This is a genomic window from Sinorhizobium alkalisoli, from assembly GCF_008932245.1.
GTDB lineage: Bacteria > Pseudomonadota > Alphaproteobacteria > Rhizobiales > Rhizobiaceae > Sinorhizobium > Sinorhizobium alkalisoli.
In genome coordinates, this window is record NZ_CP034909.1 from 1,964,704 (window position 1) to 1,991,592 (window position 26,889).

The window sequence follows — 26,889 nt, forward strand, 5'->3', positions numbered from 1 at the left end:
ATGGCCTGCTTATTTTGAGAAGGCAACTGGGCATTGAAATTCACCCCGGCATCCCCCCAACCTGCGCCGCCGTCAGCGGCTCACCGCCCCTCATTTCCGCAACATTCTGCTCCCGCTTCAGCTCCAGCTCCGCATCGATCTGGTAGCGCTTCAGCGCGCCCTTCTGCTGGATTTCGGCAAGCTTCAGCGCGCGGTCGATCTCCAGTTTCCGCCGCTCGTTTTCCGCCGAAAGCCGTGCCTTTTCGGCCTCCGCCTGCGCCCGCATCTGAAGCTTCAGTATCTCCGGGTTCGGCTGCTCGGCGGCCGCCTGCATGCGCTGGCGGATCTCCTCCGGCGTCGGCTTGGTGAAGTAGAGCTCGGGCGATTTCAGCCCCGCCGCCTCCACCGATTTGGCAATGCCGTTATAGAGGTTGTCCGGCGAGACATAGGGGTTGTCCGGCCCGAGCGTCGTCAGGAGCTTCTCCTGTAGCTCCTGGATCAGCTGGATCATCATCATGTCGCGCTCGCGCGTGCCGGCGCCAAGCCCCGTATTCACCGTCGCGTCCATCTCCGCGTTCCAGTGGCGCGGGTCGAAAGTCACCCATTGCCCGCGCAGCCGCACGGCGCGCGGCCGGTCCTGGTGCTTGATCGTCAGCCGCAACAGGCCCTTGAACACACGCCGCAGCCCTTGCGCGAATGTGCGCACCATCAGCTCCGTCTGGCCGATCCCCGCCTGCTCGATCAGCGCCGTCGCCCGCGCCGTCATGTTCGTCAGCGCGTCCGGCGCAAGCCCGCTCGAGGCGTCGGAAATGCCCGTGCGGTCCGTCGCCTCCTGGTCGAGATAGGAGAGCATCGCAAAGGATTCCTTGGCGACGAAGGGCACCATCGTGTAGCCCACCGCCGCGCGCGCATCGATCCCCTGGCTCACCCGGATCGGCTGGCCGAATTTCGGGTTGAGCACGGCTTCCGGATTGGCGATCGCCCCTTCCTGCACGATCGGCTGCTGGTTGTTCTGCCAGTAGAGATTGTCCAGCGTCTGGCGCATCAGCACGGTTTTCACCCGCTGGATCTCCGCGAGATCGTCGGTCACCGAGCCGCCCTCGCGCTGGTGCGGCCGCCGCTCGATGATGAGGTCGGCAAAGGGCACCTCGTCCCATTCCTCGTTCGAAAGCAGGTTCTCCTCGCTTGTGCCGCCGGCAAAAACCAGCCGGCGCAGTTCCGCAATCCCGTCGTCGTCGGCGTCGATCGTCACATAGAGCTCGTAATAGTCCACCTCCTCCAGCGCCTTCGGCATCTCGTCGCGCGCATCGAAGGCGTCGCGCCGGCGGGTTAGGCCCTCGTCGTCGCGGCCGCTGTCGCCGGTCGAGGCCGGCAACCGCTCGATCATGTCGCGGTCGTAGCCCATCGCGATCAGGTCGGAGCGGCGCATGCGCATGGCAATGCCGGTGATCGGGCTGTCCTCGATCGAGATCGCATCCGGGTGGATGAGAAATTCTTCGAGCGGCACCGCCGCCAGCCGCGCCGTGCCCCGTTCGGTGCGGCGCCGGATCTTGACGCTGTAGCTCGGCTGCGCCACCGGAGCGGGATGAGGAAAAGTGTCAAGCCCGCCCGCATTCGCCGCGAAAGCCCGTGGCGCTGCCGGCTCGATCCTTTCGATCGTCTGCGATTGTTCCAGCACCTCGACATCGTCGTCGCCGACGAGATGCACCAGCGCCGCCTCGTCGAGGCCCGTATGGGTCGAAACGCAAACCGTCTGCTTCTTCTCGTACCACCAGCGGATCACGCCGTTCCGGAGCTTCAGCGCGTCATGCGCCGCATCCTGCACGGCGTCGTAGCCGTTGCTCTCCGGAAACACGACGTAATTGATGTAGTCGGTCGCCTGCTCCGCCGCCGCCTCGTCCCCCTCGCCGACCGGCTGGTATTCCACCACCTTGTCGTTGCCGAGAATGGTGCGGATCAGCGAAGGCAGCACCTTCTTGATCGCCGCGCGCACGTCGCGCGAAACCACCTTGGAGCGATTGGCGTCCGCCGGCACGTCCCGCATCGTGCCGTCGTAATATTCCATCGCCTTGATGCGCTCGGTCGCGAGCGCGTCGCGATAGCTCTCGCAGTCCTTCACCATGTGGCTGACAAGGGCGCACAGGCGTTCATCGGTCATTGCGGCCATCAAAGAACCTTTCGGGCGGTGAAATTCCAGTTCGCGTTGCCGTTGTTCGCCCGCGCATAGCGCTTCATCATCAGCGCGTAGCGCGAGGCGGAGATCAGGTCGTCCCGTTCCTTGACGATGCGGCCGTCCTTGCGGTGATAGAGGCGGAATTCCTCGAACCATTCGGTCGAGGTGGAAAACACCTTCCAGCGTCCGGTCTGCATCCGGGTAAGCATGTCGGAGAGCCCCGCCTCCACGCCGTTGGTGCCGTCGTCGAAGGTGGCGCGCTCGGGCAGCAGCATGAGCCCCTGCGCGCGATATTGCGCCGCAAGCTGGTTGCCGCTGCCCTTGTCGTGCTGCAGGCCGTCATGCGGCCAGGCGAAGGGAAGCCAGCCGCCCCAGGGTTTCAGGGCGGCCGCATGGATGATCGGCGTCGCCTCCCGCTCGCGATAGGTCTTGGTCACGTAGAAGACGTCCGCGTCGCGGTCCCAGGCGCAGCCCGCGGCGGCAAAGGGGTGGTCCCAGCCGAAGTCGAGGCCGCCGATCTGCACCCAGTGTTTCGGGATGTCGAACGGCTCGACGCGAATGCTCTCCTCGGTCACCGGGAAGATCCGGCCCGAGCCGAGCGACGGAATGCCCTTGGTGCGCGCCTCCCGCTCATGCGCGGGATAGCTGGCAATGATCCGCTTCCGCTCCTCGGCCGTGTAGTGGTCCGCGTCCTCGATCGTCATGGTGATGATCTCGCGGTCCGGCGATTTCTCCATGAGGTAGCGCGCCACCACGGCGCTCAAGCCCTTGAGCGGCGTGAAGGTGACGGCGATCGAGCCGCCCGTTGCATTGGTGCGGGTGATGCCCTCGAAATACACGTCCTCCGGCGGCTCCTCGTCGAACCAGACGTAGTCCACCGTGTTCGCCTGCCATTTGCCGCGGCCCTGCTCATAGGCCTTGAAGAGCAGCGTCGAGGTGCCGCCCGTTTCGTGCCGCACGGTGACGCTGTCGAGCGCGCCGGAAGCGCCGGAACGCCGCGTCGTCTGAACGATCGTCGCCTTGGGAATGAAACCGGTGCCCCACTCCTCCTCGCTGAGCGGCGGCCCGACCAGCAGCCGCTGCACGCCGTCGCGGGTCAGCTCGTGGGATTCCGAGCCCGCCAGCATTACGATCGGCTTGTCGAAGCGCCTGCCCGTCCACCAGTCCGGGTAGCGCCCGGTCAGGTGCATGGCCGCTTCGGCCGCCCCGGCAAGCGTCTTGCCGAGCTGGTTGCCGGCCATGAACAGCCGCTCGCGGTAGTCCGCGCCGGCCGCATGAAAGTCGTGCTGCTTGCTATAGGGCCTGTAGCCGGCAATGAGGTTGGTCCGCCGCCGCCGGTCGAGCTCCGCCATCAGCGCGGCCTGTTCTCTCAGCATGGCGGAAAGCTCCGGCGCCACCGCACCGTCGGCCGCCTCCATTCGCTTTGCCATCCGCCGTCCTCGTCTTCATCTGGCCGATGCCGGATGCCCATCCGCCGGCCGGCAGGAACATCGCGGTCCCTGGGCCGTTAGTTCCCCCGGGAGGATGCGCCATGCCGAAACTGATAGGATTCATGATCACGCACATGACGGTCGGGTTCCTGATCGGAAGCCTCGCCGCGATCGCGCTCGTCCTGCTGCATCCCGCTGAGCCGGAGGGTCTTCAACCGCTCGCGCTCTGGCTCAAGGTCTTCGCCCTCGGGGGCCCCTTCGCCCTCGGCAGCCTCGCGACGGCATTGATGCTGGATGCGGAGTCCTGACGCCCAGCCGCAACGCTGCACGTTCCCCATGCAAGCCTTGCACCATCTGTCAGGAAGACCGATTGTGATGAGATGTGTTTACCGGCGCATCGCGCCGAAAAGAGTGGCATGGCGATATAATTGCCCAAAAGTGTGCAGCGGTTTTGGGACAACGACATGCATAAAAATGAAGAACTGAAGCGCGTTGCACGATTACGATGAAGCGCGAAGCGCTTTAGAGCATGATCCGACCGGAGTGAAACGAGGATCGATAACATCATGCCTCAGAAAGAAAGCGTTAGAGCCGATCTGATCCAGTCAGATCGAAACGCGCTCTAGGGAGCCGGATCATGATCGAAGGTCATTGCCATTGCAGGGCGGTCCACATCACCGTCCCCGTCCGGCCGGAAACGCTCGGCGATTGCAATTGCTCGCTCTGCAGCCGGCTTGGTTCGCTCTGGGGCTATTATGCCGCCGAGGAGGTCACGATCAGCGATCCGCAGAACAAGCTCGTCGGCTATGTTCAGGGCGACAGGACGCTCACCATGCATCACTGCAGCACATGCGGCTGCACGACCCACTGGTCGCCGATCGGGCGCTCGTCCCGCATGGGCGTGAACATGCGCATGTTCGATCGCTCCGTCTGGGAGGACATCCCCCATCGGCTGATCGATGGCGCCACCTGGTGAGCGATAGCGCTCGAAACCGCCGTCCCTCCCTGTACCGGCGGTAACTGCCGGCTCATCCGAAATATCCTTCTATCGGCACGTTCTCAAATACTTGGGAGCATGGTAGTTTTTCCGCGAATTGGTGGGAGGAATATACATGCCGCGTATTGCAAATCTCTATTTCAGGACAGCCATTGTCTTTCTCGTGCTCGGCATTGCGATCGGGCTGCACATGTCGATTTCGGGAGACCACGCCGTCACCGGAGCGCACGCCCACGCCAACCTGCTCGGCTGGGTCACGATGGCGATCTTCGGCGGCTACCACGCGCTCAATCCGCAGAAGGCGGCCCGCCGCCTGGCAGCCATCCAGTATGCCGTCTATACCTTCGGCGTCGCCGTTCTCGTTCCGTCGCTCTATCTCATGCTGTCGGGAAACGCGGCCATGGAGCCGGTCGTCGCCATAGCCTCGCTCATCGCCTTTACCGGCGTCCTCCTGTTCGCCGTCATCATCTTCTCGCGCGAAGAGCCTGCCAGGGCGGCGGTCTCGCCGGCGGGCTGATCGGCCTGCCGTCATCAGGGTCAGGACCTATTAAATTCGTCCATTCTGCGTGGCGGATTTCGCGCCTGACTGCGTCGGAAAGTTTTGAAAATGTAAGGCATTTCCTGCATCTTCCCTCTAGGCAGACACGAAATCCGCCACGCAGAATGGACGAATTTAATAGGTCCTGACCCTACTTGGCCGCTCCCGAGCGAGTGGAACGCGTCCGCCGCACCGAGCGGCGGGCGCCGATTTTCTTTACCTCGAGCAATGGCCGGACCGCCATGTCCAGCACGCGGATCCGCTCGATCAGCTGCTCATCCGAAAGATCCTCCATGCCGCTGGCGGCAGCTCCGAGGTCCTTCGGCAAGATGGAGGCGACGAGCTTCAGATAGCTCTCCGGCTTCTCCTCCCGAATGCGCGCCACCACGGCCGCGCCATACGCCTCGAAATCCGCCTGAACCGCATCCGCGAAGGCGCCGCCGAGCCGGCTACGCCCGCTTGCCCGCTTCGCCCCGGCCTTGGCCGGCGCCGTGTCCGGCAGATCCGCGGTGCAATCCGGGCTTTCCTGATCCGGCATCGGAATGCTCCTCTGTTTCACCTACAGCGCCGCGCGTCTTATTCGAGCATGATCCGACCGGAGTGAAACGGGGATCGATAAGATCATGCCTCAGAAAGAAAGCGTTGGACGCGCAAAGGTCGCTGTAGCACTTAGAATTACTCCGCTTCACCCGGGGGCGGCCGGCGATGCCGCCTGCTCGCGCGCCGCGCCTCTTGGCGCCGCTGCAAGGCGAAGGCGCATCGCCGGCCGCATACGGCGCCGCGGCATCTGACGTGAGACGCGCCGGTTCGCCGTGATGCCAAGTCTCGATTTCGTGAACTGTCGGGAAAGGCGGGAGTCTACAGCGCTGCGCGTCCTATTAGACGCGGAGAGGTCGCTGCGACTTGTTGAGCGATTGCCTTGTTCTTGCACCCCTTCACCTAGCGAGAGGTGCGACTGGCTGCCTATCGATGATTGCCGGGGCCGGGATGAGGATACAATTCCTATCGTTGATTTAAGGAATAACCGAGCCGCGCCAACTGTGCAAGCGCCGCAGGAAGTGCGAGCCGGCGATTTTCCGTTTAGCCACAGCTTTATGCAGGCTCTGCGCGCCCAACCCCAAGCAGGATCGGGTCTCGCGGCTTTGCGTCCGACCAGGCGCGCGGCGCCGTAAATACGGCTGCTGTACAAGTGTATATTATAAAACGCTTGCACGAGAGCCGCCGCCTTGGTTCAATCGGATGGCCGATGCGAAAATGCGCGGCATCGTCCGATGGAAGAGTGCCTCCGACAGTAAGCGCGGCGGAACCATCGGACGAATTGCTGATACTCGACTGCCGTTCGTGCGCGCGCGGCGGTGCTATAATTAAAGTGTTGGCGGCCAGCGAAAAAGCTGGCGGCCTATTTGAACAGATTGTCAAAAGCGCTGCAGATTGCAGCAAATTTCAGAACTGTACCATAAAGCCCGCTTCCGGCGGCGTGCCGGGAACCAGAAACTGCCCTCACGCATTGCCTTCGCGGGAAAAGGAGTTTCGCCATGACCAGCTCTTGGATCTTCATTGCCTTCGGGTTCCTTGCCGGCGCCGCCTTGTTTCTGACGGCAGCCTGGCAGCAAATGCCGCCCACCGAACAGGTAGCCGTGAAGCTCGAGAAGACCGATCGCCTGCAGGGGCCCGCCATTCATGCGTCGTTCCTCACGGAGCGCTTCGGACCCGACCGTTCGGTCGAATAGCAATCTCGAAAAAGGCACGCTCGATCGCTCTTGCCTTTCGGCGAGCGACTTGAGAAAAGCGGAAATGATCTGCGCCGGATCCTGCTGCATGTCTCCTCACCTCGCTTAAGGACCATGATGCAGCGGTCCGGCGCAATTTTTCGAAGGAGCCTGCTTTGAGTGCCGACAACAAGCCCGACGCCACCATCAAGGTCGAAAAGCGATTGAACGGGCGCTGGGCCTTCGTGCTCACCTATCGCGGCGTCACCTATCCGGCCCACGGGCAATTCGGCAGCCAGGTCGAGGCGCAGGCCGCCGCGCTCGCCGCCAGCAAGCTCCTCCGAAAAAACGGCTGATCCGCCCCTCCCCCGCTGCGTGGCTCCGAAGCCTTGCTGGCCGGCCGCTCGACGGGCTGGGAATCAGTTATAGGGTGAGTTGCAGGGACGGCGCGGCCCCTCGAAGGGTTGGAACGTATTGTCGTAAGCCCGGTAGGAAATGTAGCGCTCGCGGCACCAACGCAGATGGGCCTTGGCGAAATCCTCTATCCTGCGCCGTGGCCTTGGCAAGGGACCGCCAACCGTCGCCCCCGGACCTATGCTGATATCGGGAGCCATGCCGCGGTAGCGTGCGCCGTAATTCGGATATCGTTGCTGCAGGAAATCGCGGTACTCCCGTTCGATGAACAGCTCATGACGGTTGTCGATACAGGTGCCGGAGGGGCAGTCCTGTGCCGGCGCAGGACCGGTCCCCGTTCCTGCGATCGCCAATACCAGGCCGATGATTGCCGGCGTCCTCACGAGACCCGCCTTCCTTCCTGCGCATCGGCACCAGATCGGACCCGATTTTCGGATTGCACGCCGGGAATCATATCACAGGCCCAAAACCCAAGACACGGGGACTGCCGAAAGCTGGCCCCCACATGGGCTGATGCATGTGGCCTTCCTCGGCGTGCCGCGCCGAAGCGCGGGCCGCTCTTCGAATAGCCACGATGGCGGGAGTTCAGCAGACGAAACCAGCGCGCGTGCCGGCCCCGCGTCGCAGGTGCTGTCGCCCGGCCTGGCCGTCCTCCGCAGCAGCTGCGGAGGACCGGCCGAAGGGACTCGTGGCGCCGACTGCCTCCCCGCGTGCGGGGAGCACGCCGCACGCCTTGTCAGACGCGCGAGGTCAGACGCGCGAGGATCCGAAACGATTTCGCGCTGATGCACTCCCAAGCCCGCTCACAGATAGGGCGAGATGCACGCCCTCCGCGGCCCGTTATAGGGCTGGAACGTGTTGTCGTAGGCGCGATACGAGCGATAGCGCGCGTAGCACCAGCGCGTATGCGAACTGCCGCCTCCACCGTAATAGCGCGGCTGCGCCAGCACGCCACCTATGAGAGCGCCGGCCGCCAGGCCGCCGATGACCGCGCCGAAATTGCTGCCGCGGTGGTGATGACGGTGACGGTACCGATCACGGTAGCTGTAGCGGTGGCGGCGATCGCGGTCGTAGCGATGACCCCGGTCGCGATACCAGCGGCGGCAGGAGCCCGGATTGCGGCAACGGTCGTTCGCGTTGTTCTCGCCGCGCTCGTAAGAGAACTGCACGCGCTGAACGTCCGCGGCCTGCGTTTTGGCCGTCGGCACGATTGGAAATGCCATCGCTGGCGGAACGCCGCTCAAGGCGGTTGCCAGCGACAGGGCAAAAATTGCTAACCTCTTCATTGGCTTCACCATTTTCCTTTGCACAGAGTCCCTTCAGACAGGAAAATGGCCGAACGACGAAATTGTGCCCCATAGGGGGAGACGATCACGAGATGTTGATGGCACGTGACCGAAAATCGATTGCGGCCCGCGCCTCATTAGAACGCCGCGCGTCTTTTCAGACGCGCTAACGTCGTTGTAACTCTTTGAAGCTGCGCATCGAGCTCGCCGAAAATCGGGCACGATTTTCGGGCCGAGGCGCTGGAGGCGCAAAAGTTGCTGTTGTACTCAGGGCTGCGTTGTCCTCGCCCTCGGTCCGGGAGAGATGTGTCAGGATAAAATTCCTATTCTTGAATAAACGAATAATCCCTCTCCCCATGTTCGCGCAAGCCCTTGTCGAAGAGAAGAGCATTCAAACCACGCTTTAGCCACAACAATTGCGGCTCCGGCATCATCCGCAGCCCTTCATAATCCATGACGCAGACATTGAAGACCGTCGTCTTCACCTGCCGCCCCTCCTCGCATCTCAAGAGCACGCCTTCGAGCCGCATCATCGTGTCGGCAGCCTTCCTGGCCTGGCGGTGGCGCGCCTCGCTCGTCTCGCCGGCATGCCCCTTGACGCGGCCGATGACCTGCGCGCGCACGCTCGGAAAGGGTATGCCGGTCAGGTGATAGTAGCGCGTCATCACCGCGGCATAGTCGTCGCCGGCCTGCCGCTGCGTCTCGGTGATCCGCCCGTCGAGAAAGAGCCGGCCGAGCGTATAGCCGGCAAAGGCGCTACCGGTCTCGAGCCCGTGCATGCGCTTGCGCGCCGCAAGCGCCACGGCCATCGCCTCCTTTTCGTTTTCCCGCCGTGACCATTCCGGCTTGATCTTGCCGCAGGCGAAGCGTTCGGCATCGGCCTTGCGCGGACGGCCGAGTTGCGCCTTGCGTTTCGCGCGCAGCTTCTGGGCCTTGCTCATCATCGGACTATCCTTTCAAATTCGGGAGAAAGCTGGGGATGCGCTGCGGCACGGACATGATTCGATTTCTCCGCTGCCGTCCGCGAGCCGCTGAAAGTGGCGGATTAATCAGAGTGACCGGTCGTGGCTTTCACCACGGCAAGCACTGTCGTGTGATCCCGCCGGAAGATGCGGCCGATGCGGGGCAACGACAGGTCCGGGCGGCTTTCGTAGACCGCCCGCATGCAGGCATGCCGGGGCTTCACCAGCCGGCGTTCGCGGCGGACGCTGATGACGTCCTCCCAGCTCACGCCCGGAAAATCCGCGAGCACGTCGGCAACGATCGTGTCGATGGATGGTCTTTCCTCGGTCCGGTCCGAATCGACACCATCCGATTGCCGCCCCCCCAGCAGCGCTTTCGCCTGCGCCAACAGGCGCGCCTCCGCATCGGCAAGATCAGCCTCCAGCGTAGCGATCCGGCGCGCCTTGGTTGCGTTGTCGGCGGTGAGTTCCGAAAGCTCGAACCGAAGTTCCGCCATCGCGGCCGATCGGCCTCCGCCGTCTCCGGCGCGGACCAGCCGTTCGCGCACCGCCCGATAATGCCGCTGCTGCCTTGCACTTTGCGAATTCTCCATGCACTCACTCCTTGTATTTTGAAGCATTCGCCCGCGCCACGAGTCGCAAGACGAAGGTCCCGCAAACCGGCGAGCGAACCGCCACGAGGCCTTCAGCGACCTCGCCGCCAGATGACATCGTTGGTGTTGCCATGTCAACATGATTTGTGTTATTCGTGTTGCTATGTTCCAGGTTATGAGCGAAAAAGCTGACAGGTTGCGCCAGGCGCGCATTAGTGCGGGCTTCCGTTTTGCCTCCGATGCGGCGAACGCCCTCGGCATCGTCGCCTCCACCTATCGGGCCCACGAGAATGGCCAGAACGACTTCGACCTCGACGAAGCCGACTTTTATGGGCGCAAGTTCAACGTCGACCCTTACTGGCTCATGCGCGGGGCTGGCCACACTCAGACGAATGGCGGTTCGGCGCCCTCTGCCCATCCGGTGGAAGTCGAAGAACCGAACGCGACGATTGGCGCCAGCGTGCTCGGCAAAAGCAAGAAAATTCCCGTCTTCGGCCAGGCCGTTGGCGGTGTTGACGGTGAATTCCTGATGAATGGCAGTGTATTGTTCGAAGTCCTGGCGCCGCCGGTTCTCTCCGATATATCCGAGGCTTATGCCGTCTGTGTCTCCGGCGAATCCATGTCTCCGCGCTATGAGGACGGGGAAATCTGCTTCGTCGATCCGGGCCGCCGCGTGAAAAAGGGCGATTACGTCATCGCACAAATTCGCCTCGAGGAAGACGGCGCCCTGCTCGCCTATGTCAAAAAGTTTGTGCGCCACAACAACTCCGAACTCGTGCTCGAGCAGTTCAACCCCGCCAAGGAACTGCGCTTCGACGCCCGCACCGTCCATTCGGTCCACTACATCGCCCTTGCCGGCAACGCCTGAGTGGCGGTCTGCGCTCGCGAATCGCGAGACGCAACACACGCGATCGGGAACAACACGTTACGTGTTGACACTATACGGGTCGCAATGGCATGCTGTCGACCTAAGATGACAACACGAAGGATGTGGTCGAGCGCAAATGTCCATCCCGCGAATCAAGGCCGATCTCCACGGTCACATAGATGCGCTTTTCAGCGCCGATCTGCCGCAGTCGAGCGACCTGGAAAGTCAGGCGGCGCTCGAAATCTTTCTCGTCTCCACCTATTCGAGCCTCGCATCGCTTGCCTGGCATATGGGCGCCGACGGCAGCGTGCTGCAGCGCGAGGCTGTCCCCGCCGCGCAACTCATCGGCGACGTCTTTTTCGAAAGCAACCGCGAACGGGAATATTCACCGGGCAGCACGGATCCGACGCAGCGCCTCCTCGGCACGCACAACCACCGCCAGCAGTTCGGAGGCTCGTTTCGATGAACGCCGAGACCTACGCCATCGCCAATCTCGCCGCCCTCAATCTGATCGAGGCGGTCAGCGCCGCCTATTACGTCACCGACGCCGAGACTGCCGCGCGGCATGAAGGCCGCGCCCGTGAAATGCTGAAGAAGATCGCGGCCGCCATGGGATACGACATCGCCGTCGTCGATCGCGCGCCGCAGCAATACCCCTCGCCTTCCCCCGTGGCCGGCGCCCGCATCAGGCTCGTTTCCGAGCGTGCCGCGGAATAACAAGGATGCTAATACCAAGTCTCGGTTCCTATCATCGAGCCTTGGTATAACATGGCGGCACGATGAATTGCGCGTTCCCCCTCTCTTGAGGCTCGGTCCATGGGCGGCGAAGTGACAGAGCGGTCCTACGCGGTACTACAGCCCGCGGATCTCGAGAGGATCGCAGCGGTGGCGATGCGGGCATTCGCCGGCATCTTCGAGCGCGCGCCGGTCGCCGGCCTCTACAGGGATCGGCTGCTCCTCATGGCGCTCGCCCAGGGAAGTGCGCTCCACTATTTGAACGGAGCGAATGGCATCAAGGATTTCGACGTATGGGCCTTTTTCGCGGCCGGACCGCCAAAGCCGTTTCCCCATCGTAAACGATGGTGCACGGATTTCGGCGCGTCACGCTTCGGCCGGCATCCGGCCGATCGAAACTATTCCGGCCGCCGCGTCGATCTCATGGGGCGTTCGATCGCGATTGCCAAGGGCGAGTGTCCGCAGGACGCCGTGCGGCGCTGGCTCGCCTCGCCCGCCAAGTCGGCAGTCGCCCTACGACAGAAGCCAATCTACTGCCTGCTCCCTCCGAGCGCCTTCGGCGATCGGATCAACTGACCCGCCGTCCGCGCACCGTATCAGTCGTCGTCGGCAGGGCATGGCCACTGGGACGGCGCCGAGATGCCGGCAGGAAGCTTCGTTGCCGCGTCGCCGCAGGTAAGATCGATCTGGTCCTGCATCAGGCCCGAAGCCTGAGAGAGATCGACGCCCTCTATTCTCGTCTGGAACATGAAGGCGCGGCTGAAGTCGATCGGGCCCTCGAACTGCGAGCCGCTGAGGATCGCGCGCGACAGATTGGCCGTCGCGAATCGCGTCCCCGTCAGCACGGCCTTTTCGAAATTGGCGCGTCCGAGTTCGGCCTTTTCGAAATCGGCACCCGTCAGCCGCGCGCCGGTGAAATCGGCGCGTTGCAGCTCCGAGCTGGCAAAGGAAGCATGTTCAGCGGAGATGCCGGTGAAATTGCCGCGATAAGCCTCCACTCTCGAAAAATTCGCCTTGTCCGCTTTCGCACCGGCCAGCGATGCGCGCATCAGCGTCGCCTTCTCGAGATTGGCCGACGTAAGATCGGAGCCGCTGAGATCGGTGGAGGTGAAATCCGTATTGAAGAGAGTGCTGCCCGCCAGATTGCTCCTGCCCAGCATGATCTGCCGCTTGTTGCAGTCGCTCCAATCCGTTCGCGGCTTAGGCAAACTCTTGCAGTCCGCCGCCGCTGCTCCCGAGGCAAGGATCGAGGCGGCCATCGCAACAAGAAGGCCGACAGTTCCCGCGCCCGGCGAGAGCATGCGCCGGCGTCCCGCTCCGCGTCGAATTCCTCCGCACTCGACCCGTCTTGCCGCCCACGAAACCATGTTGTCCCGCCTCCTGCGTGGAAATCCATTTTATTGCGCACGGCCCCCCAATGAAAGCCATCGTTTCCGAAGCGATGCACACTCCATGCCCTGCCGCAAGTGAGCAGACATCATGAAACCGGTTGAAACCGAGAAACACCGCCGGTTGCGCGGCAGGTATTACGCCTCGACGGCCTGGATCGCGGAAACCTGCCAATCGGCACCGCGCCTGCGCAGGAAGGTCCAGAGTTCCACCGCGTCCGTCGGCCGTTCGGGATCGCCGCTGACGACGCGGCCCGTGGCGCGCTCGCGCATCACGTCGATGCTCTCGTAGCGCATCGCAACCGTCGCATAGTCGGTGCCATTCTCATGCCACGCCTCGGCCACGTCGCCCTCGACGAGATGCACGTCCCGCACGTCGTTCTTGAGGCCCTTCGTGGCGTTTTCGCTGAGTTCCTCGGCAAGGTAGGACATCGCCTCGGGCGTCGTCAGCCGCCGAAGCGCCGCATAGTCCTCGGCAGCATAGGCCGCCTGGAGCTGCTTGAGTATCGCCTCGAATTGATCGAGGTCGCCCTGACCGATACCGATCTCGTCATTGTCCCATGCGCTCTTGGCCGACGGAGAGGGTCGGTTTGCCGAGGCGGCGGCTGGGCCCCCGCCGAGCCCCTCGCCGATCCGCGGAATGCGGAAGGACGGGGCAGCGCTCGCAGCCGCGTAGTTTCGCGCGGCGGCAGAAGGCGCCGAATAGGCCGGCTGGCTGCTGCGGCCGAAGAAGCGCTTCGCAAGCGCAATGGCTGCGACGATCAAGCCGACCTGCAGCAGCAGGCCGAGAAAGCCGATGCCGCCGCCGAGCCCATGGCCAAGCAGCATGCCGATCAAGCCGCCCATCATCAGGCCGCCGAGCATCGATCCGCCGAACCCGCCGAAGAGGCCCGGTCGCGACGCCGTCGTCTGGCCCTGCGCCGCCGGCCGCGTCGCAGCCGAAGGTGCCGGCTGCGGCGTCATCGTCCGCTCGATCGGCGCCGCATTGGTCGGCGCCGTCCGGGTAGTCGGCGGCATGGAAAAGGTCCGGCTGCCGCGTGAGCCGAATCCGCCGCCCGCCCTGCGCGCCTCGGCCACGTCGGCCACCGTCACCATCACCGCAAGACCGATGGCGGCCATCGCCAGGACTCGTTGAACACGCTGCATCATTTCCGATCCCGTTTCTCGCTCACGCCGAAGCCGGCCATTTGCTGCCGATATAGACATCGAAGCCGGACAGTTAAAGTCGCTCGTAAGGATTTTGCCGTCCACAGCCGATCAGGGTGCGTCGACAGGAAAGGAAACGGGCGCGATGAACCCCAACTCGAGCAGCTGCGCCGATCCCGAAAAGCGGATCGAATGCTCGTTGGCGAAATCGAATTCGCCGGACTTCTGCAGGTCGTCCAGCATCGTGCGATAGGCGGCAGCTCCATCGAAATACTGCCCATCGGCGACCGCTTCCTCGATTTTCTCCTTGTAGTCGGCGAAGAACTTGAAATGCAGCAGCACCCCGGAAATCGGCAGGAAGTTTCTTTGGAATGGCAACGGCTGATGGATGCTTACGCCCAGGCTGCACTCTCTGTCCCAGAAGATCAGCGGATATTTCATCAGCTCCAGCTCATAGGAGAATTTGCGTTTGCGCGGCCCGCCCGTGACGCTGATCGCCCTCTTCGTATGGGTCAGACCGTAACCGGCCCCATCGAAGTGGTCGGCGATTTCCCAGGGCATGCGATCGTCGCCGTCGAGCGTCGCCGATCCGAGCGAACCGACCGGGTACATGTCGAGCATCGGCGCCGCCAGGCGCTTCTCGCCCCGGCTTTCGAGCGCGCGAATGAGGCTCTCGAGCGGCTGCCGCTCGCAGTCCTGATAGAACAGGAACTCGTCGGAATCGACGTTGAGATACCACCGGTCCGTCCCGTAGCGCTCGAACAGCGTCTCGCGCCATTCGCGCCCGCGGCGGGCATCCCGGTAGCGCAACGGCGATCCCCAGACATCCACATCCGCCTGCGACAGCAGAAACTCGCGCGTGCCGTCGGTCGACACATCATCGACACAGATGAAGCGCGTCACGCCGAGCTTGCGATAATGCGCCAGGAAGGACGGCATCAGCTTGAGGTCGTTATGCGTGTTGAATACCACCGGAACGTCGTCCCGGCCGAGCGGCCGCGGCCCGCCTTTGCCAAGGCAGGTCATCTCGATTTCGCGCCTGCGCCGGCGAACCCGTGCGGTCAGCCGAAAGGTGTCGTAACGCGTGATCAAACGATCGAGAAACGCCCTCCGGGGCGGCCCGTTCCGATTGTCGGAAAGGCGAAATGGGTAGTGATGATCGTTCAATTATGTCGCTCCACTCGAGGCCGCGATAGGAGCGTTTATCGGCATGCCGCCGGGATTTCAACTCTGCGCAAGCCAGGCCCCGCGCATTGCCGGAGCGCAACGCGCGAACGCCGAAAAATTTCCCGACAATTGTGAAAAGGGTGCTGGACAAGCCGAACGAAGGCCATTATACGCCCCTCCATACCGCGGCGACGCGGTCCTGGACGGGTGATTAGCTCAGTTGGTAGAGCAGCTGACTCTTAATCAGCGGGTCCACGGTTCGAGCCCGTGATCACCCACCATTCTTTTCAAAGCCTTGGCGAACTTCTTGAGCGAGCGCCTTGAAGCGCGATGCACCGGGCCAACGATTGGCTCATAACCTCGCCTCGCTTAACACCGACACGCGGCGGTGACGTCCCGCAAGCGACTATCGGTAGGGCGCTTTGGTGGGTACCAGTGCCTGCCTGTACTTCGGCGCGTCAAGCGCTGCCTGATCGACAACCAGTATGCTCCCCACGAGTGAGATGAGGACGAGTATCAGCGCCACGAATGCGATGCCTGCTTTATCCATTCCCCATCATGGTCGGGCGAATGCGAGCAAAGCGAGGCGCCTGCGGCGCAGATCTTCACCAAAGCCCGTGATGGTTAATTTTGCCTAAACGAATGTAAGCACGTCAGCCACATCCCGCGGCACGTCAGACCATCATCTCACCCCCGGCGATCTTCACCGCATGTCCGCCGATGCGGGCAGTGGAAATCCGGCCGGCGACGACATCGAGATGCAGGTGGATGAAGGAGGGGCGGCCCATTTCGACGCCCTGCTCGATCAACATCGGATGGTGGCCATCCACCAGTTCGTCGAAGACATTGATCGCACCGGCAAGGGCCGCCGCGGCAGCCCCGGTCGCCGGGTCCTCCGCGATGCCCATCTCGGGCGCGAACATGCGGGCGTGGAAGCGCGCCATGTGGTTGATGCCACCGCGACAATAAAGATAGGCGCCGGCGAGCCGGCCTTCGGCGAGCGGCGCGAGCTGCTCCCAGCGCTGAGGATCGAACTCCACGGCCGCCACCGCCGCGATGTCGTGCAGCGGCACCATGACGAAGGGAACGCCCGCGCTCCAGAACGAGATGACGTGATTTTCAAAACCGATCTGCGTCGCCTTGAGACTCACCGCATCGGCGATCGCCTGTCTTTCGAAACGGGCATCGAGCCGGACCGGCTTGCGCGGCAGATCGAATTCGGCAAAGGTCGCCTGCCCCGGTTTCAGCCGCACCGCCGCGCGCACCGGCCCGACCTTCTCCTCGAGCACCTGCATGAGATCGAGCCCTCTTTCGGGCTCTCCGTACAGGTCCTCCGCGATCGCAACCGCCGCGCCGACCGTCGGGTGCCCGGCAAAGGGCAGCTCCTGCGAGGGAGTGAAGATCCTGAGCCGCGCCGAATGGGCGGTGCTTGCCGGCCGGTGAATGAAAACGGTCTCCGAAAGGTTGAATTCCTGCGCGATCGCCTGCATGGCCGCATCGCTCAGGTCATCGGCATCGAACACCACGGCAAGCGGGTTGCCCTCCAGGCGCCTGCTGGTGAAGACGTCGTAGATCGCGTAGCGCCGTGCCATAGATATCCCCTTGCCTGGCAAGACCTGCGCCGGAACCTTGCAACGCCTTGGCCCGAGCGGCAAGACAAAAAGCATCCGATCCGATACGCCGGGTTGCAAAGGACCGAAGCTTCGAAAGGCCCATATATCGCGATCGCAGCGCTTGGCCTCCGCCTTGAAACCCTTCCCCGTTGGAAAGATAACCGTTATCACCGCGCCGCGTCGCTCCGGCGGAGGCGAGCTTTGCCGAAAGAACCTCGACGGGTGCAAGCATGACGAATCGGACGCAGAATGACGGATGAGACGATTTCGCGTCGGCGCCTGCCCGCCGGTGTCTGGGCACTCGGCTTCGTATCGATGTTCATGGACATCTCGTCCGAGATGATCCACGCGCTCCTGCCCGTCTACATGGTCGCTGTTCTCGGCACCTCCGCCTTCACCGTCGGCGTTATCGAGGGAATTGCCGAAGCGACGGCCTCGATCACCAAGATCTTTTCCGGCGCGATCAGCGACTGGCTGGGACGGCGGAAACTCCTGGCCGCCCTTGGCTACGGTCTGGCGGCGCTCACAAAGCCGATCTTTCCGCTTGCCCCTTCCGTCGAATGGCTCATGTTCGCCCGTTTCGTCGACCGGATCGGCAAGGGCATTCGCGGCGCGCCGCGCGACGCGCTCGTCGCCGATATCGCGCCGCCGGAACTGCGCGGCGCCAGCTTTGGCCTGCGCCAATCGCTCGATACGGTCGGCGCCTTCATCGGCCCGCTGCTTGCCATCGGACTCATGTGGCTGACGGCGGATCATTTCCAGGCGGTCTTCTGGTTCGCGGTGATCCCGGCATTCCTGTCCGTCGGCGTGATCCTCATCGCCGTGCGCGAACCGGAACGGCCGAAGGAACTGCGCCGGGTACGGATGCCGTTGCGTCGCGACGAGTTGCGCCGGCTCGGACCATCCTATTGGTGGGTGGTCGCCATTGCCGCCGTCTTCACGCTTGCCCGCTTCAGCGAGGCCTTTCTCATCCTGCGCGCCCAATCGATCGGTATTGCCCCGGCGCTCGTCCCGATCGTGCTCGTCGTCATGAGTCTCGCCTACGCGCTGTCGGCCTATCCGGTCGGCGTCCTTTCCGACCGCGTCGATCGCTTCACCCTGCTCGTCCTCGGTCTCGCCCTGCTCCTGGCTGCCGATCTCGTCCTCGCCGTGACCACCGGCATCGCGGCGCTCGGCGCCGGTGTCGTTCTCTGGGGCCTGCATATGGGATTCACCCAGGGCCTGCTCACGACACTCGTCGCCGAAACTGCACCACCGGAACTACGCGGAACCGCCTTCGGCATGTTCAATCTGGTTTCCGGCGTGGCTACTCTCCTTGCAAGCATCATTGCCGGCACGCTCTGGGATTTTGCCGGGCCCGAGGCGACCTTCCTCGCCGGTGCCGGTTTCACGGCGATCGCCATCGTGGGCCTCTTTTCCATTCGCTCCCGCTTGAAGCGCCGCAGTTCCAACGGCTGACCCGATAGGCCATGGGAGCCACCGCGCGGGGTCGCATCTCACTCGGCTGCTTCGACGGGCAGCCCGGCCGCCTTCCATTCGGGATAGCCGTCCTCGAGCCGGCGGACGAGATAACCGCGGGACCTCAGCTCCGCGACCGCTTCGAAGGAGAGGACGCAGTAGGGACCACGGCAGTAGGCGATGACCTCGCGGTCGGCGGGAAGTTCGTCGAGCCGGCGTTCCAGCTCGCCGAACGGGATGTTGAGCGCACCGGGAAGATGGCCGAGCGCGAACTCGTCCTCGGGACGGACATCGAGGACGGTAGCAAGACCATCGTGCAGCCTCGATACCAGGTCTTCTCGTGATACTGGCTCCAACGTGTCGCGCGCGCGGAAATAGTCCGCCATAATGCGGTTGACCTCGGCCACGTTTCGTTCACCGAGGCGTCCGAGCGCATTCATCAACGCGACCACTTCGGTGTCGCCGTCAAGGCGATAGAGCACGTGCTTGCCGCGGCGTTCGGTCTCGACAAGGCGCGCGCGCCGCAGGATCTGAAGGTGACGCGACGTATTGGCGAATGTGAGGCTCGCTCTGGCGGAGAGCTCTTCGACGCTTCGCGCCCCTTGCGCGAGGTGCTCCAAGAGTTCGAGCCGGTGCGCGTGGCCGAGCGCCTGTGCCACCTCTGCGAGACTTTCATAGATCGCCTGTTTCGGTTTGGTACTTGACACGACACCTCCTCAATATATCATTCAGCGGATCAATTGAACGTAATCATACCCTTTCTCAGCGAGAGCGCAAGCTCATGATCCTCCGCCAGTTCCTGCACGCCGGCCCGGTCGCAATTTCCTACCTCTTCGGCTGCGGCGGCAAGGCCACCGTGGCCGTTGTCGATCCGGTCGGCGACATCAATGTCTATCTGCGCGCGGCCGAAGACGCCGGCATGCGCATTCACTTCGTCATCGACACGCATGTCCATGCCGACCATTTGTCGGCTGGCCGCACGCTCGCGGCGGCGGCCGGCGCCGAGTACGTGCTCTCGGCCAATGCGGATGTGTCGTTTCCGTTCAAGGCGGCGCGCGACGGCGACGTCCTGACGCTCGGCAACGTCACCGCCACGGTGTTGCACACCCCCGGCCACACCCCCGAGCATCTCTCTCTGCTCGTCACCGACCACACACGCACCGAGGAACCCTGGTTCGTTTTCACCGGCCATACGCTGATGGTCGGCGATCTCGGCCGCACCGAGCTCGCCGTAAGCGCCGAAGAGGGCGCAAGAGGCCTGTTCCAGAGCGTAAGCCGGCTCAAAGCGCTTCCCGACTATGTCGAGATCCTCCCTGGCGCCCATGCCGGCTCGGTCTGCGGCCGGCGGTTGAGCGGTAAGCCATGGTCCACCATCGGCTTCGAGAAGCGTCACAACGAGGCATTCCGTATAGAAGAGGAAGCGGAATTCATTCGCTTCATGCTCGCCGAGATTCCTCCGCCCCCACCTGAGGCCGCAGTGATCAGAGCCGCCAATTCCGCCCTTGAGGCGGCCGCGATATCAAGAAGGCCGGCTCCTCATCAGTCCAGGCAATGACGACTCCAACCGTCAGTTTGGGGCTCAGGGAGAACTGGCGGCAATTCGCACTCCTCGTGCTGATCAACGCCTTTGTAGGCGGCATGGTCGGCATCGAGCGCACCGTCGTTCCGCTCATCGGTTCGGAAGAATTCCATCTCGCCTCCACGACACTCATCGTCTCGTTCATCGTCAGCTTCGGTATGGTGAAGGCCTTTGCCAATCTGGTCTCCGGCCAGTTCGCCGATAGCTGGGGGCGAAAGCGCGTCCTGGTTCTCGGCTGGCTCGTCGGCCTCCCGGTCCCCTTCATGATCATCTGGGCGCCGAGCTGGAAATGGATCATCGCCGCCAATGCCCTTCTCGGCATCAATCAGGGGCTTGCCTGGTCGATGACCGTGATCATGAAGGTCGATCTGGTCGGGCCGAAGTCACGCGGACTGGCGGTGGGGCTGAACGAGTTCGCGGGCTATCTCGCCGTCGGCGTGACGGCGTTCCTCACGGGCTACCTCGCATCGGAATATGGACTGCGTCCGGTGCCGATCTATCTCGGAATCGGGTATGCGGTTCTGGGCAGCGCGCTATCGGTCCTGCTCGTGCGTGACACACGCGACCATGTTCATTTGGAAGCCTCGTCACATGCTCGACAAGCTCTGCCGATCAGCTTCCGTGAAGTCTTCGCGCTCACCTCGTTCAAGGATCGCAACCTGTTCGCCGCCTCGCAGGCCGGTCTCGTCAACAATCTAAACGACGGCATGAGTTGGGGCATGTTTCCCCTGTTCTTCGCCTCCTTCGGTTTGGGCGTCGAGCGCATCGGTATCCTCAAGGCGATCTACCCCGCGACCTGGGGCATTCTGCAGATCGCCACCGGCCCCTTGAGCGACCGCTGGGGGCGCAAGGGCCTGATCGTCGCCGGCATGTGGGTGCAGGCAGCCGGTCTGTTCCTGACCGCGGCGACGGGCCGGTTCGAATGGTGGCTCGTCGGCAGCCTGCTTCTCGGCCTTGGCACGGCCATGGTCTATCCGAGCTTGATCGCCGCCGTGTCGGACGCCTCGCATCCGGCCTGGCGCGCCCGTTCGCTCAGCGTCTACCGCTTCTGGAGGGATCTCGGCTACGCAATCGGTGCGCTCTCCGCAGGTCTCATCGCCGATCGCTTCGGGCTTTCGGCAGCGATTGCATCAATCGCCGCCCTGACCTTCGTCTCTGGTGCCATTGTCGCGGTGCTCATGCGCGAGCATGCGGCGAGCGCTCTTGATCCTGCGCAACGGACCACGCCGGCCAGTGAAGCAGAATGAGATTTGCGAAGGAGGTGCCAATGCGGGAAGTTCGAGGGATACGTCAAAACAAAAAGCCAAGCGGTTGAAGCGTTGTACCAACGAAGTCTGCTTATGGAGTCAGACGGGGATTCCGGCGGAAAGGTTCGCCTTTTTCCACAATCCCGCTCTAACCCCCGTTTCGCGCAAAAAGCCACTCAAGGATCGGCGGCATGAATCCCGGATAATCGTGCGCCCCGGGGGCCGACGAGCGGATCGCCACCGCCTCGTCGATCTCCGGATGCGGATCGGCCGCGACATGGGCCGCCACCCGCGCGACGATCTCGTCCGCCGCGGATCGCAGCCGGAACACGCGGAAGACGGTGACGGTGCCCTCCATATGGATGACCTGCCAGCCCGGTTCGGCATCTGCCTCGCGAAGCACGATCCCCGTCTCCTCCCTCACCTCGCGCGCGATGTTGGCGGCCACGTCGCAGCGCCCGCCGACAATATCCTCCGGTTCGAGCGAGCCGCCCGGGCTGTAGACCCGTCCGGCATTGGCCGTGTGCGCGCCCATGCGAATTGCGATGAAGGCCCCGTCGGAAGAGACGAGCACCGGCATGCCGAAGAGATGACAGGCTCCCGGAGCACGCGTCTTCCGCCACCAGAGAAAAGTCGAATAGGGAACGACATGCGCCTCGGCATCGATACGCCCGTCCGAAATACGGATCGACCGCTGCAGCACCATCTCGCCGTCGAAGAGATGCGGATTCGCCGCGATCTCCTGCCGCCAGTTCTCCCGCACCCTCTCAGCCTGCCCGAGGTGGAACGGATGCGGTCCGGCGACGACCCTCACATCGACCTCGGAGACGGGAAAAACCGTGCCTTCCGCCGGCCAGTGCGGTTGGTTGCTTTCGATGAGAGCCATGTCAGATATCCAGGGTCATGACCACCGGGCAATGGTCGGAGGCCTTAGGCCGGTCCCAGCCGGTGCGCGGATAACGCTCCACCTCCTGGCCCGCAGGAAAGATCGTCCGGAAAGGCTGGCCGGCGCGGATGATTTCCGGGACGTGGGCCGCGTTGCGGCTGGCGAGCGCCGGCGAGAGCCAGATATAGTCGAGCTGGCAGAGATGCCGCTCCGCGGGTCCCCGGCTGTGGAACAGGGTCCAGCGGTCGAGCACCGGCCGCTTGAGCATCGGATTTTCGACGAATCCGTCCTTGGTGAAGACATCGAGCGCGCTCATCGTCTCCCGCCGCGGCACGAATTCGTAGCCGTTGCGCCGATCGCCGTGGATCTCCACCTTCTCCTGATAATCATTCATGTCGCCGCAGATGGCGAACATCTCGTCCGCCGTCCGGCCGCGGCCGAAGCGACTCTCGACGATGTGGCGCACGGCCGCGGCCTCCGCGATGCGCTGCGCCATTGTCGCCTGCCGCCCGTCCATCCCGTCGCGCGCCGGTCCCATCGACTTGAAGTGCACGACGTAGAGCGTGAGCGGCCCCCCGCCGATGCTCAGCTCCACTTCGAGGCAGTCGCGCCGGAATATCCGGTCGCCCGGCTGGTTCGTCTGCGCCAGTCGATCGTTGAAGAGATCGAGATCCTGATAGGTCAGCGCCGCATGGCTTTTCACATCCAGGCACTCGATCTTCTGCCCATCGCGCGTCTCCTCCCGCATCAGCACCGCCACGTCGATGCCGCGCGAATCGTTGCCCTCGATCAGGTATTTCTGGCGATAGCCGTTGTCGACCATTCGGAAGAGATAGCCATACTCGAAGGCCTGCAGCGCCGCCAAACTGTCGGCCTCCTGCAGGCAGAGAATATCGGCGTCGCAGTCGGCAATCGCCAAGGCCGACATCTGCCGCGTGTCGTCCGTATGCGCGATCGTGCGCGCCTCCTCGAGCCTCTGATACTCCGCCTCGCTGCGCACGTCGAAGAGCCTGAGCACCCGATCCTGCTTCAGCTGGTTGCGGAAGCCGGAAAAGTCGAAACGGCTCATGAGGTTTTCGACATTGAAGGTGGCAAGACGAAGCGACATCAGGCAATCCCGCGGTGAGTTGCGCGGGAGATTAATGCATGTCGCCCGGAAGTGGATAGTGATTTTGGGATAGTGACCTGACGCCGTCACGTCACTCACTCAGTCGTCATCCTCGGCCTCGAGCTGCTCAAGGCCGAGGATGACGGCGGGCGGGCAATGTCAGGCGTTTGCCAGGCCACGCACGTATCGAGGCGCGTTCGGCGTGAAACACGGAAGCTCTAAACGAACTCCAAACTCGACCCTACCGTCTGACCGCGACCACCCGGCCGCGGCTGAAGTAGGAGAACTGGACCCGGCCGGACTGGTTGCCGCCGATGAGTTGCGCCCGTGTTTGCGACATTTTCGCAAGGATGCCGACGTGATAGCCCCGCCCTGCCCTGACGACGACAACGTCGCCCGGGCGGGCGTAGGCGAGCCGTACCGGGGCGCCGAAGCGCAGCCACGAGCGGGCGATGCCGTATCCTTCCGGCGGTGTGCGGCCGGTCAATCGGGCGATCAGCCCCATGAAATGGCCGCACCAGGGCGTGCGTGCGGGATTGACGCCGAGCACGGTGCGCAGTTTGCGGTTGTGCTTGACTTCGTGCAGACCGGCATATTTCTGGGCCTGGTTGAGCATGCCGGCATAGCTGATATCGGGGGACGCAAGCGCGACAAATGCCGCAGTCAGAAACACCATGACCTTCATGATCTGGTCTCCTAGGATGCGCGAACCGGGCGTCATGCCGGCATGCGCCGCTTCGTCTCCGTCCATTGCGACGAAACGCCCTCCGGAGCGCGGCATGTATTGGCACGCACCAAGCCGCCCGCCGTCAGGGGACCTAGTCCTGAAGGCGGATAGTTTGCTCTGGAAGCAAAGGGCTAGAGCGTCCTTGAAATTATCCGCGCGCTGCTCTCAGCGGGCACCGCGCATCCGTGAAAATGCACAACGAAAAACGCTCTAGCACTTTGTGGCTGCACCTGGCTCCCCGGAAAACCGCTTGCCGGTTTCCGGTTCCCTGTTGCAGCCGGCCGCGACCTGCAATGGCCGTGCCCCAACCTGATGGCGTTCGCTACGCGCGACCTGGAAATCCCCTGCCAGCCGTTGATGGCGGCGCGACTTTGCCGGTCGGGTGGAGCGAAATTATGGCAAGGACCGCAACCCGTGCGCCGAAAGCCGCATTTCTTCCCCGAAATGTCTATTCGGGCAGGGAAAAAGCGGACATTCGACGGCAAACGGCCTCGTTCGTCGGATCAACGGAGGGGCCACTACTCGTCGCCAAACTACACAGCTACTGCTGCCTCGCCGGTTGGTGGAATGGCAACGCCAACCGTCCGTCCTCATTCCCGTGCTTGTCACAGGAATCCAGCCAACCCAAGTCCTTGGGCTGAAAAGACGCCTCCGCACCGCAGACGCGGCGCTGCTCGACCCCCGTGACAAGCACAGGGGTGAGGGCAAAAGAGGATACGCCAAACCCAAACGACGCTACTGTCATGTACCGTCACCCGCCGCAGGCGTTCCGATGCGCTGAACAGATATTCAATTGCTTGCCCACGATTACCCGCTGGGGCCGCTTAGGTTTGCCGGAACCTGCTTAGCGCACGAGCCGGATCGTGCCCGGATAGTTCAGTTGCTTGTCGGCGAGTTCGGCGCTGCAGTCCATCTTGAACGTGGCATTGCCGATCATGGTGATCTCCTGGGCGATCAGCCGGATGCACTCGCCGCTGGTGAGCCCGTTGCCGGAATATTGCAGTTCGGCCACATCCGGCAGGTAGACGATGCCGGTCAGCGATGAGTTGCTGTTGCCGTTGATCACCGCCGGCTCGGTATTCCCATGTTCGGCGACGATCGAGAAACCGGCCCAGTCACCGGTGAGCGACGGCGAGATGTCGAAGGTGGCGCCGCCGCGGATCAAGAGCTCGGCCCCGTTCATCAGGAAGAAGGTGACGCCCTTGCCGGTCACCACGGACTGGGCGGCGAGTTCGAGGCGACCGCCGTCGATGATGTAGTTTCCGGGCTCCAGATTGACGCTTCTCTTGACGTCGAGCGTGCCGTAGGTGCCGGGCTTCAGCGTCACCACGTAGCCGTCGGTCTTCTTTGGGGTCTTGCCGGTGCCGTTGCAATCGCCGTTGCCGCCGCCGCCGCTGATATAATCCTGGCCGCAACCCGAGAGATCGACCCAGGCGGACGTCTTCGGCATCGCCTTGCTCGCGAAGGGATCGGGCACGCGCGGCGATCCCTCCACCGCATGGTCGCAGGCAAGCGTGATGTCCTGCGGCGAGCCGTAGATGGCCCCCGCCGCATAGAGACATTCCGCTTTCAGCGTGCTCGTACCACCGACATAAATGGACTCACTGTAGTTCGAATTGGAGACGACGGCGCATCCGGTCAGGTCCACGATCGCGCTGCCGCTGACATTGAAGCCCCGCTGGGCCGTATAGTGAAGGGCCAGGATACAGGCTTCTGCGCCCGCGGCTCTCGCCGCCACCGCCTGGCGCCGGATCTGGAACGGCGCGCGCTCGAGGAACAGCGGCGTATATGCCACGGCATATTCCGCCGTGGCCGTGTCTTCGTTGACGTCGCGGGTGAAGCTCACCTTCAACGCCTCCTCCGTCGGGGTGTCCATCGGCGAGGCCAAAGCTTCGGCCACGACATCCTGCGGCAGCGAATAATTGCTCCAGAAGAACTTCGCGCCTTCCTTTGAGGCGGCGTCTTCGGTCGCCCCCTCGCCATAGGCTCTCACGGATCCGAGCGCCGCGGCATCCAGTGCATTCTGGATCTTTTCCGCTTCGAGATAGGCGCCGACGAAATCGAGCGCCAGCGCCGCTGCGCCTATGATCGGCACGAAGGCGATGGCGCCCAGTACCGCAAAATTCCCGTCCCTGCTGTCTGCCAGTTTCCCGAATTGCGCACGGAACCGCTTGGCCATCATAGCCTTCCCCCTCCGAAACAGGAAATGCCGGCCACTTAAGCATCATCGAATTCACGTTTCGTTAGGAAAATCGTCAGTGTTTTAAGCAATTCTTATATACAAAGGAATAGGTTGCGCTACCGCTGCCACGCGGCTTCATTCTTCTTCTCGTAATCGCCGAACGCCTTTGCGAGCCCGCCCAGAACCTCGGCCGCCGTCTCGAACATCGCCTTGAACTGCGGCTCGTCGACCTTCGTGACGTCGTCGCGCAGATGCGCGATCAATGCGTTCAGCTCCCGCGTCATCTTCCGCGTGTGGTATATCGGATCGGTCTCAGGCTGAGCCATTGTATCGTCCTTTCGCTCCTGCAAGCGTCTGATAAGACGCGCCGCGTGTAGGGGTGAAGTGTGCCGAGGATAACGCCGGCCGCGGGGGGGCGGTTCCTCATGCGGCCGGGTCCGGTGCGGCAGCGTATCGCCGCGCAACATTCGATCCGGCTCGGTAACAAAATGCCCTCAAATGTTACTGGACCAACCCTGTCGATCCTGCAAAATAGGCGGGCAAAAGCGTCGAAGGGGTTTTCAGTAGGAATTTAGATCAGAGCTCGCCCGAGCGGTGAGCTCTGATTGTAGAGGGACCCGATCGAGTTTGCGGCGGCTCTCGGGAGTGGATACTGATCGACGACCAGATTAGCGGATGAGCTTGACGCTCTGCGCAAAAGAATT

Annotated in this window: 30 protein-coding genes and 1 tRNA gene; 13 read left to right on the top strand and 18 right to left on the bottom strand. The window is 63.2% G+C overall.

Features of this window, described 5'->3' with window-relative positions; all coding sequences use genetic code 11:
- Positions 1-40: 40 nt before the first annotated feature.
- Both EKH55_RS09630 and EKH55_RS09635 read right to left on the bottom strand, forming a co-directional pair.
- Positions 41-2,146: a portal protein gene (locus EKH55_RS09630; RefSeq protein ID WP_151611418.1), complete on the bottom strand. Its 2,106-nt coding sequence runs from the start codon at positions 2,144-2,146 to the stop codon at positions 41-43.
- Positions 2,146-3,582: a terminase large subunit domain-containing protein gene (locus tag EKH55_RS09635; protein ID WP_246231724.1), complete on the bottom strand. Its 1,437-nt coding sequence runs from the start codon at positions 3,580-3,582 to the stop codon at positions 2,146-2,148. Before EKH55_RS09635 ends, EKH55_RS09630 begins: the two co-directional genes overlap by 1 nt.
- Before the next feature lie 101 nt (positions 3,583-3,683).
- On the opposite strand from EKH55_RS09635, the gene EKH55_RS09640 reads away from it, so the two are divergent.
- The 3 genes from EKH55_RS09640 (at position 3,684) to EKH55_RS09650 (ending at position 5,096) form a co-directional block, all read left to right on the top strand.
- Positions 3,684-3,890, top strand: coding sequence for a hypothetical protein (locus EKH55_RS09640; protein WP_151611419.1), 207 nt, complete (start codon positions 3,684-3,686; stop codon positions 3,888-3,890).
- Between the two features lie 329 nt (positions 3,891-4,219).
- A complete protein-coding gene (locus EKH55_RS09645; protein ID WP_069457357.1) occupies positions 4,220-4,558 on the top strand; it encodes a GFA family protein in 339 nt (112 codons plus the stop codon).
- A 136-nt stretch (positions 4,559-4,694) separates the two neighbouring features.
- Complete coding sequence (locus EKH55_RS09650) at positions 4,695-5,096, top strand: hypothetical protein (RefSeq protein ID WP_069457356.1); 402 nt, start codon at positions 4,695-4,697, stop codon at positions 5,094-5,096.
- Between the two features lie 172 nt (positions 5,097-5,268).
- Here EKH55_RS09650 and EKH55_RS09655 read toward each other — a convergent pair whose 3' ends face one another.
- A complete protein-coding gene (locus tag EKH55_RS09655) occupies positions 5,269-5,655 on the bottom strand; it encodes a hypothetical protein (protein WP_069457355.1) in 387 nt (128 codons plus the stop codon).
- A gap of 997 nt (positions 5,656-6,652) precedes the next feature.
- On the opposite strand from EKH55_RS09655, the gene EKH55_RS09660 reads away from it, so the two are divergent.
- Both EKH55_RS09660 and EKH55_RS09665 read left to right on the top strand, forming a co-directional pair.
- Positions 6,653-6,847 (top strand): hypothetical protein, encoded by a 195-nt coding sequence (locus tag EKH55_RS09660; RefSeq protein WP_069457354.1) that lies wholly within the window; start codon positions 6,653-6,655, stop codon positions 6,845-6,847.
- Positions 6,848-7,002: 155 nt separating this feature from the next.
- A complete protein-coding gene (locus EKH55_RS09665; RefSeq protein WP_069457353.1) occupies positions 7,003-7,182 on the top strand; it encodes a hypothetical protein in 180 nt (59 codons plus the stop codon).
- Between the two features lie 63 nt (positions 7,183-7,245).
- On the opposite strand, the gene EKH55_RS09670 is transcribed toward EKH55_RS09665, so the two are convergent.
- From EKH55_RS09670 to EKH55_RS09685, 4 genes are all read right to left on the bottom strand, one after another.
- Positions 7,246-7,623: a BA14K family protein gene (locus EKH55_RS09670; protein ID WP_083265244.1), complete on the bottom strand. Its 378-nt coding sequence runs from the start codon at positions 7,621-7,623 to the stop codon at positions 7,246-7,248.
- A 420-nt stretch (positions 7,624-8,043) separates the two neighbouring features.
- Positions 8,044-8,526 carry a BA14K family protein gene (locus EKH55_RS09675; protein ID WP_151611420.1) on the bottom strand — a complete coding sequence of 161 codons (483 nt, stop codon included), beginning with the start codon at positions 8,524-8,526 and terminating at the stop codon, positions 8,044-8,046.
- Positions 8,527-8,849: 323 nt separating this feature from the next.
- Positions 8,850-9,470 (bottom strand): hypothetical protein, encoded by a 621-nt coding sequence (locus EKH55_RS09680; protein WP_151611421.1) that lies wholly within the window; start codon positions 9,468-9,470, stop codon positions 8,850-8,852.
- A gap of 101 nt (positions 9,471-9,571) precedes the next feature.
- The gene (locus tag EKH55_RS09685) at positions 9,572-10,081 is read right to left on the bottom strand and encodes a helix-turn-helix domain-containing protein (RefSeq protein ID WP_069457350.1); all 510 of its coding nucleotides are present in this window, start codon (positions 10,079-10,081) and stop codon (positions 9,572-9,574) included.
- 175 nt (positions 10,082-10,256) lie between these two features.
- Between EKH55_RS09685 and EKH55_RS09690 the strand changes: the two genes are divergently transcribed.
- The 4 genes from EKH55_RS09690 (at position 10,257) to EKH55_RS09705 (ending at position 12,260) form a co-directional block, all read left to right on the top strand.
- A complete protein-coding gene (locus EKH55_RS09690; protein ID WP_192803709.1) occupies positions 10,257-10,949 on the top strand; it encodes a S24 family peptidase in 693 nt (230 codons plus the stop codon).
- Between the two features lie 136 nt (positions 10,950-11,085).
- The gene (locus EKH55_RS09695; RefSeq protein WP_151611423.1) at positions 11,086-11,415 is read left to right on the top strand and encodes a hypothetical protein; all 330 of its coding nucleotides are present in this window, start codon (positions 11,086-11,088) and stop codon (positions 11,413-11,415) included.
- Complete coding sequence (locus tag EKH55_RS09700) at positions 11,412-11,666, top strand: hypothetical protein (protein WP_069457348.1); 255 nt, start codon at positions 11,412-11,414, stop codon at positions 11,664-11,666. Before EKH55_RS09695 ends, EKH55_RS09700 begins: the two co-directional genes overlap by 4 nt.
- A gap of 99 nt (positions 11,667-11,765) precedes the next feature.
- The gene (locus EKH55_RS09705) at positions 11,766-12,260 is read left to right on the top strand and encodes a hypothetical protein (protein ID WP_069457347.1); all 495 of its coding nucleotides are present in this window, start codon (positions 11,766-11,768) and stop codon (positions 12,258-12,260) included.
- A gap of 20 nt (positions 12,261-12,280) precedes the next feature.
- Here EKH55_RS09705 and EKH55_RS09710 read toward each other — a convergent pair whose 3' ends face one another.
- The 3 genes from EKH55_RS09710 to EKH55_RS09720 all read right to left on the bottom strand — a co-directional run bounded on the left by EKH55_RS09710 (position 12,281) and on the right by EKH55_RS09720 (position 15,310).
- Positions 12,281-12,985 (bottom strand): pentapeptide repeat-containing protein, encoded by a 705-nt coding sequence (locus tag EKH55_RS09710; RefSeq protein ID WP_069457346.1) that lies wholly within the window; start codon positions 12,983-12,985, stop codon positions 12,281-12,283.
- A 225-nt stretch (positions 12,986-13,210) separates the two neighbouring features.
- Positions 13,211-14,218 (bottom strand): Tim44 domain-containing protein, encoded by a 1,008-nt coding sequence (locus EKH55_RS09715; RefSeq protein WP_151611974.1) that lies wholly within the window; start codon positions 14,216-14,218, stop codon positions 13,211-13,213.
- A gap of 111 nt (positions 14,219-14,329) precedes the next feature.
- Complete coding sequence (locus tag EKH55_RS09720) at positions 14,330-15,310, bottom strand: glycosyltransferase family 2 protein (protein ID WP_192803778.1); 981 nt, start codon at positions 15,308-15,310, stop codon at positions 14,330-14,332.
- A 280-nt stretch (positions 15,311-15,590) separates the two neighbouring features.
- On the opposite strand from EKH55_RS09720, the gene EKH55_RS09725 reads away from it, so the two are divergent.
- Positions 15,591-15,666 (top strand) — tRNA-Lys (locus EKH55_RS09725).
- A gap of 125 nt (positions 15,667-15,791) precedes the next feature.
- On the opposite strand, the gene EKH55_RS29380 is transcribed toward EKH55_RS09725, so the two are convergent.
- Positions 15,792-15,935 (bottom strand): hypothetical protein, encoded by a 144-nt coding sequence (locus EKH55_RS29380; RefSeq protein WP_165614694.1) that lies wholly within the window; start codon positions 15,933-15,935, stop codon positions 15,792-15,794.
- Between the two features lie 124 nt (positions 15,936-16,059).
- On the bottom strand, positions 16,060-16,977 hold the full coding sequence (locus tag EKH55_RS09730) for a PhzF family phenazine biosynthesis protein (RefSeq protein WP_069457343.1): 918 nt from the start codon (positions 16,975-16,977) through the stop codon (positions 16,060-16,062).
- 270 nt (positions 16,978-17,247) lie between these two features.
- Here EKH55_RS09730 and EKH55_RS09735 point away from each other — a divergent pair, with 270 nt between their 5' ends.
- A complete protein-coding gene (locus EKH55_RS09735) occupies positions 17,248-18,456 on the top strand; it encodes an MFS transporter (RefSeq protein WP_069457342.1) in 1,209 nt (402 codons plus the stop codon).
- Between the two features lie 38 nt (positions 18,457-18,494).
- Here the strand turns inward: EKH55_RS09735 and EKH55_RS09740 are convergent, their stop codons facing one another.
- On the bottom strand, positions 18,495-19,163 hold the full coding sequence (locus EKH55_RS09740) for an ArsR/SmtB family transcription factor (RefSeq protein WP_069457341.1): 669 nt from the start codon (positions 19,161-19,163) through the stop codon (positions 18,495-18,497).
- 74 nt (positions 19,164-19,237) lie between these two features.
- Here EKH55_RS09740 and EKH55_RS09745 point away from each other — a divergent pair, with 74 nt between their 5' ends.
- Together EKH55_RS09745 and EKH55_RS09750 are read left to right on the top strand one after the other, a co-directional pair.
- A complete protein-coding gene (locus tag EKH55_RS09745; RefSeq protein ID WP_069457340.1) occupies positions 19,238-20,011 on the top strand; it encodes an MBL fold metallo-hydrolase in 774 nt (257 codons plus the stop codon).
- The gene (locus EKH55_RS09750; protein WP_069457339.1) at positions 20,008-21,282 is read left to right on the top strand and encodes an MFS transporter; all 1,275 of its coding nucleotides are present in this window, start codon (positions 20,008-20,010) and stop codon (positions 21,280-21,282) included. The genes EKH55_RS09745 and EKH55_RS09750 overlap by 4 nt, the downstream gene beginning before the upstream one ends.
- A gap of 148 nt (positions 21,283-21,430) precedes the next feature.
- Here EKH55_RS09750 and EKH55_RS09755 read toward each other — a convergent pair whose 3' ends face one another.
- From EKH55_RS09755 to EKH55_RS09780, 5 genes are all read right to left on the bottom strand, one after another.
- Complete coding sequence (locus EKH55_RS09755; protein WP_069457338.1) at positions 21,431-22,168, bottom strand: NUDIX hydrolase; 738 nt, start codon at positions 22,166-22,168, stop codon at positions 21,431-21,433.
- 1 nt (position 22,169) lies between these two features.
- Positions 22,170-23,276, bottom strand: a complete 1,107-nt coding sequence (locus EKH55_RS09760) for an endonuclease/exonuclease/phosphatase family protein (RefSeq protein ID WP_069457337.1) — start codon at positions 23,274-23,276, stop codon at positions 22,170-22,172.
- Between the two features lie 241 nt (positions 23,277-23,517).
- A complete protein-coding gene (locus tag EKH55_RS09765; RefSeq protein WP_069457386.1) occupies positions 23,518-23,961 on the bottom strand; it encodes a TIGR02594 family protein in 444 nt (147 codons plus the stop codon).
- A gap of 886 nt (positions 23,962-24,847) precedes the next feature.
- Positions 24,848-26,185, bottom strand: a complete 1,338-nt coding sequence (locus tag EKH55_RS09775) for a TadE/TadG family type IV pilus assembly protein (RefSeq protein ID WP_151611424.1) — start codon at positions 26,183-26,185, stop codon at positions 24,848-24,850.
- 116 nt (positions 26,186-26,301) lie between these two features.
- Positions 26,302-26,511, bottom strand: a complete 210-nt coding sequence (locus EKH55_RS09780) for a hypothetical protein (protein ID WP_069457334.1) — start codon at positions 26,509-26,511, stop codon at positions 26,302-26,304.
- Positions 26,512-26,889 lie beyond the last annotated feature (378 nt).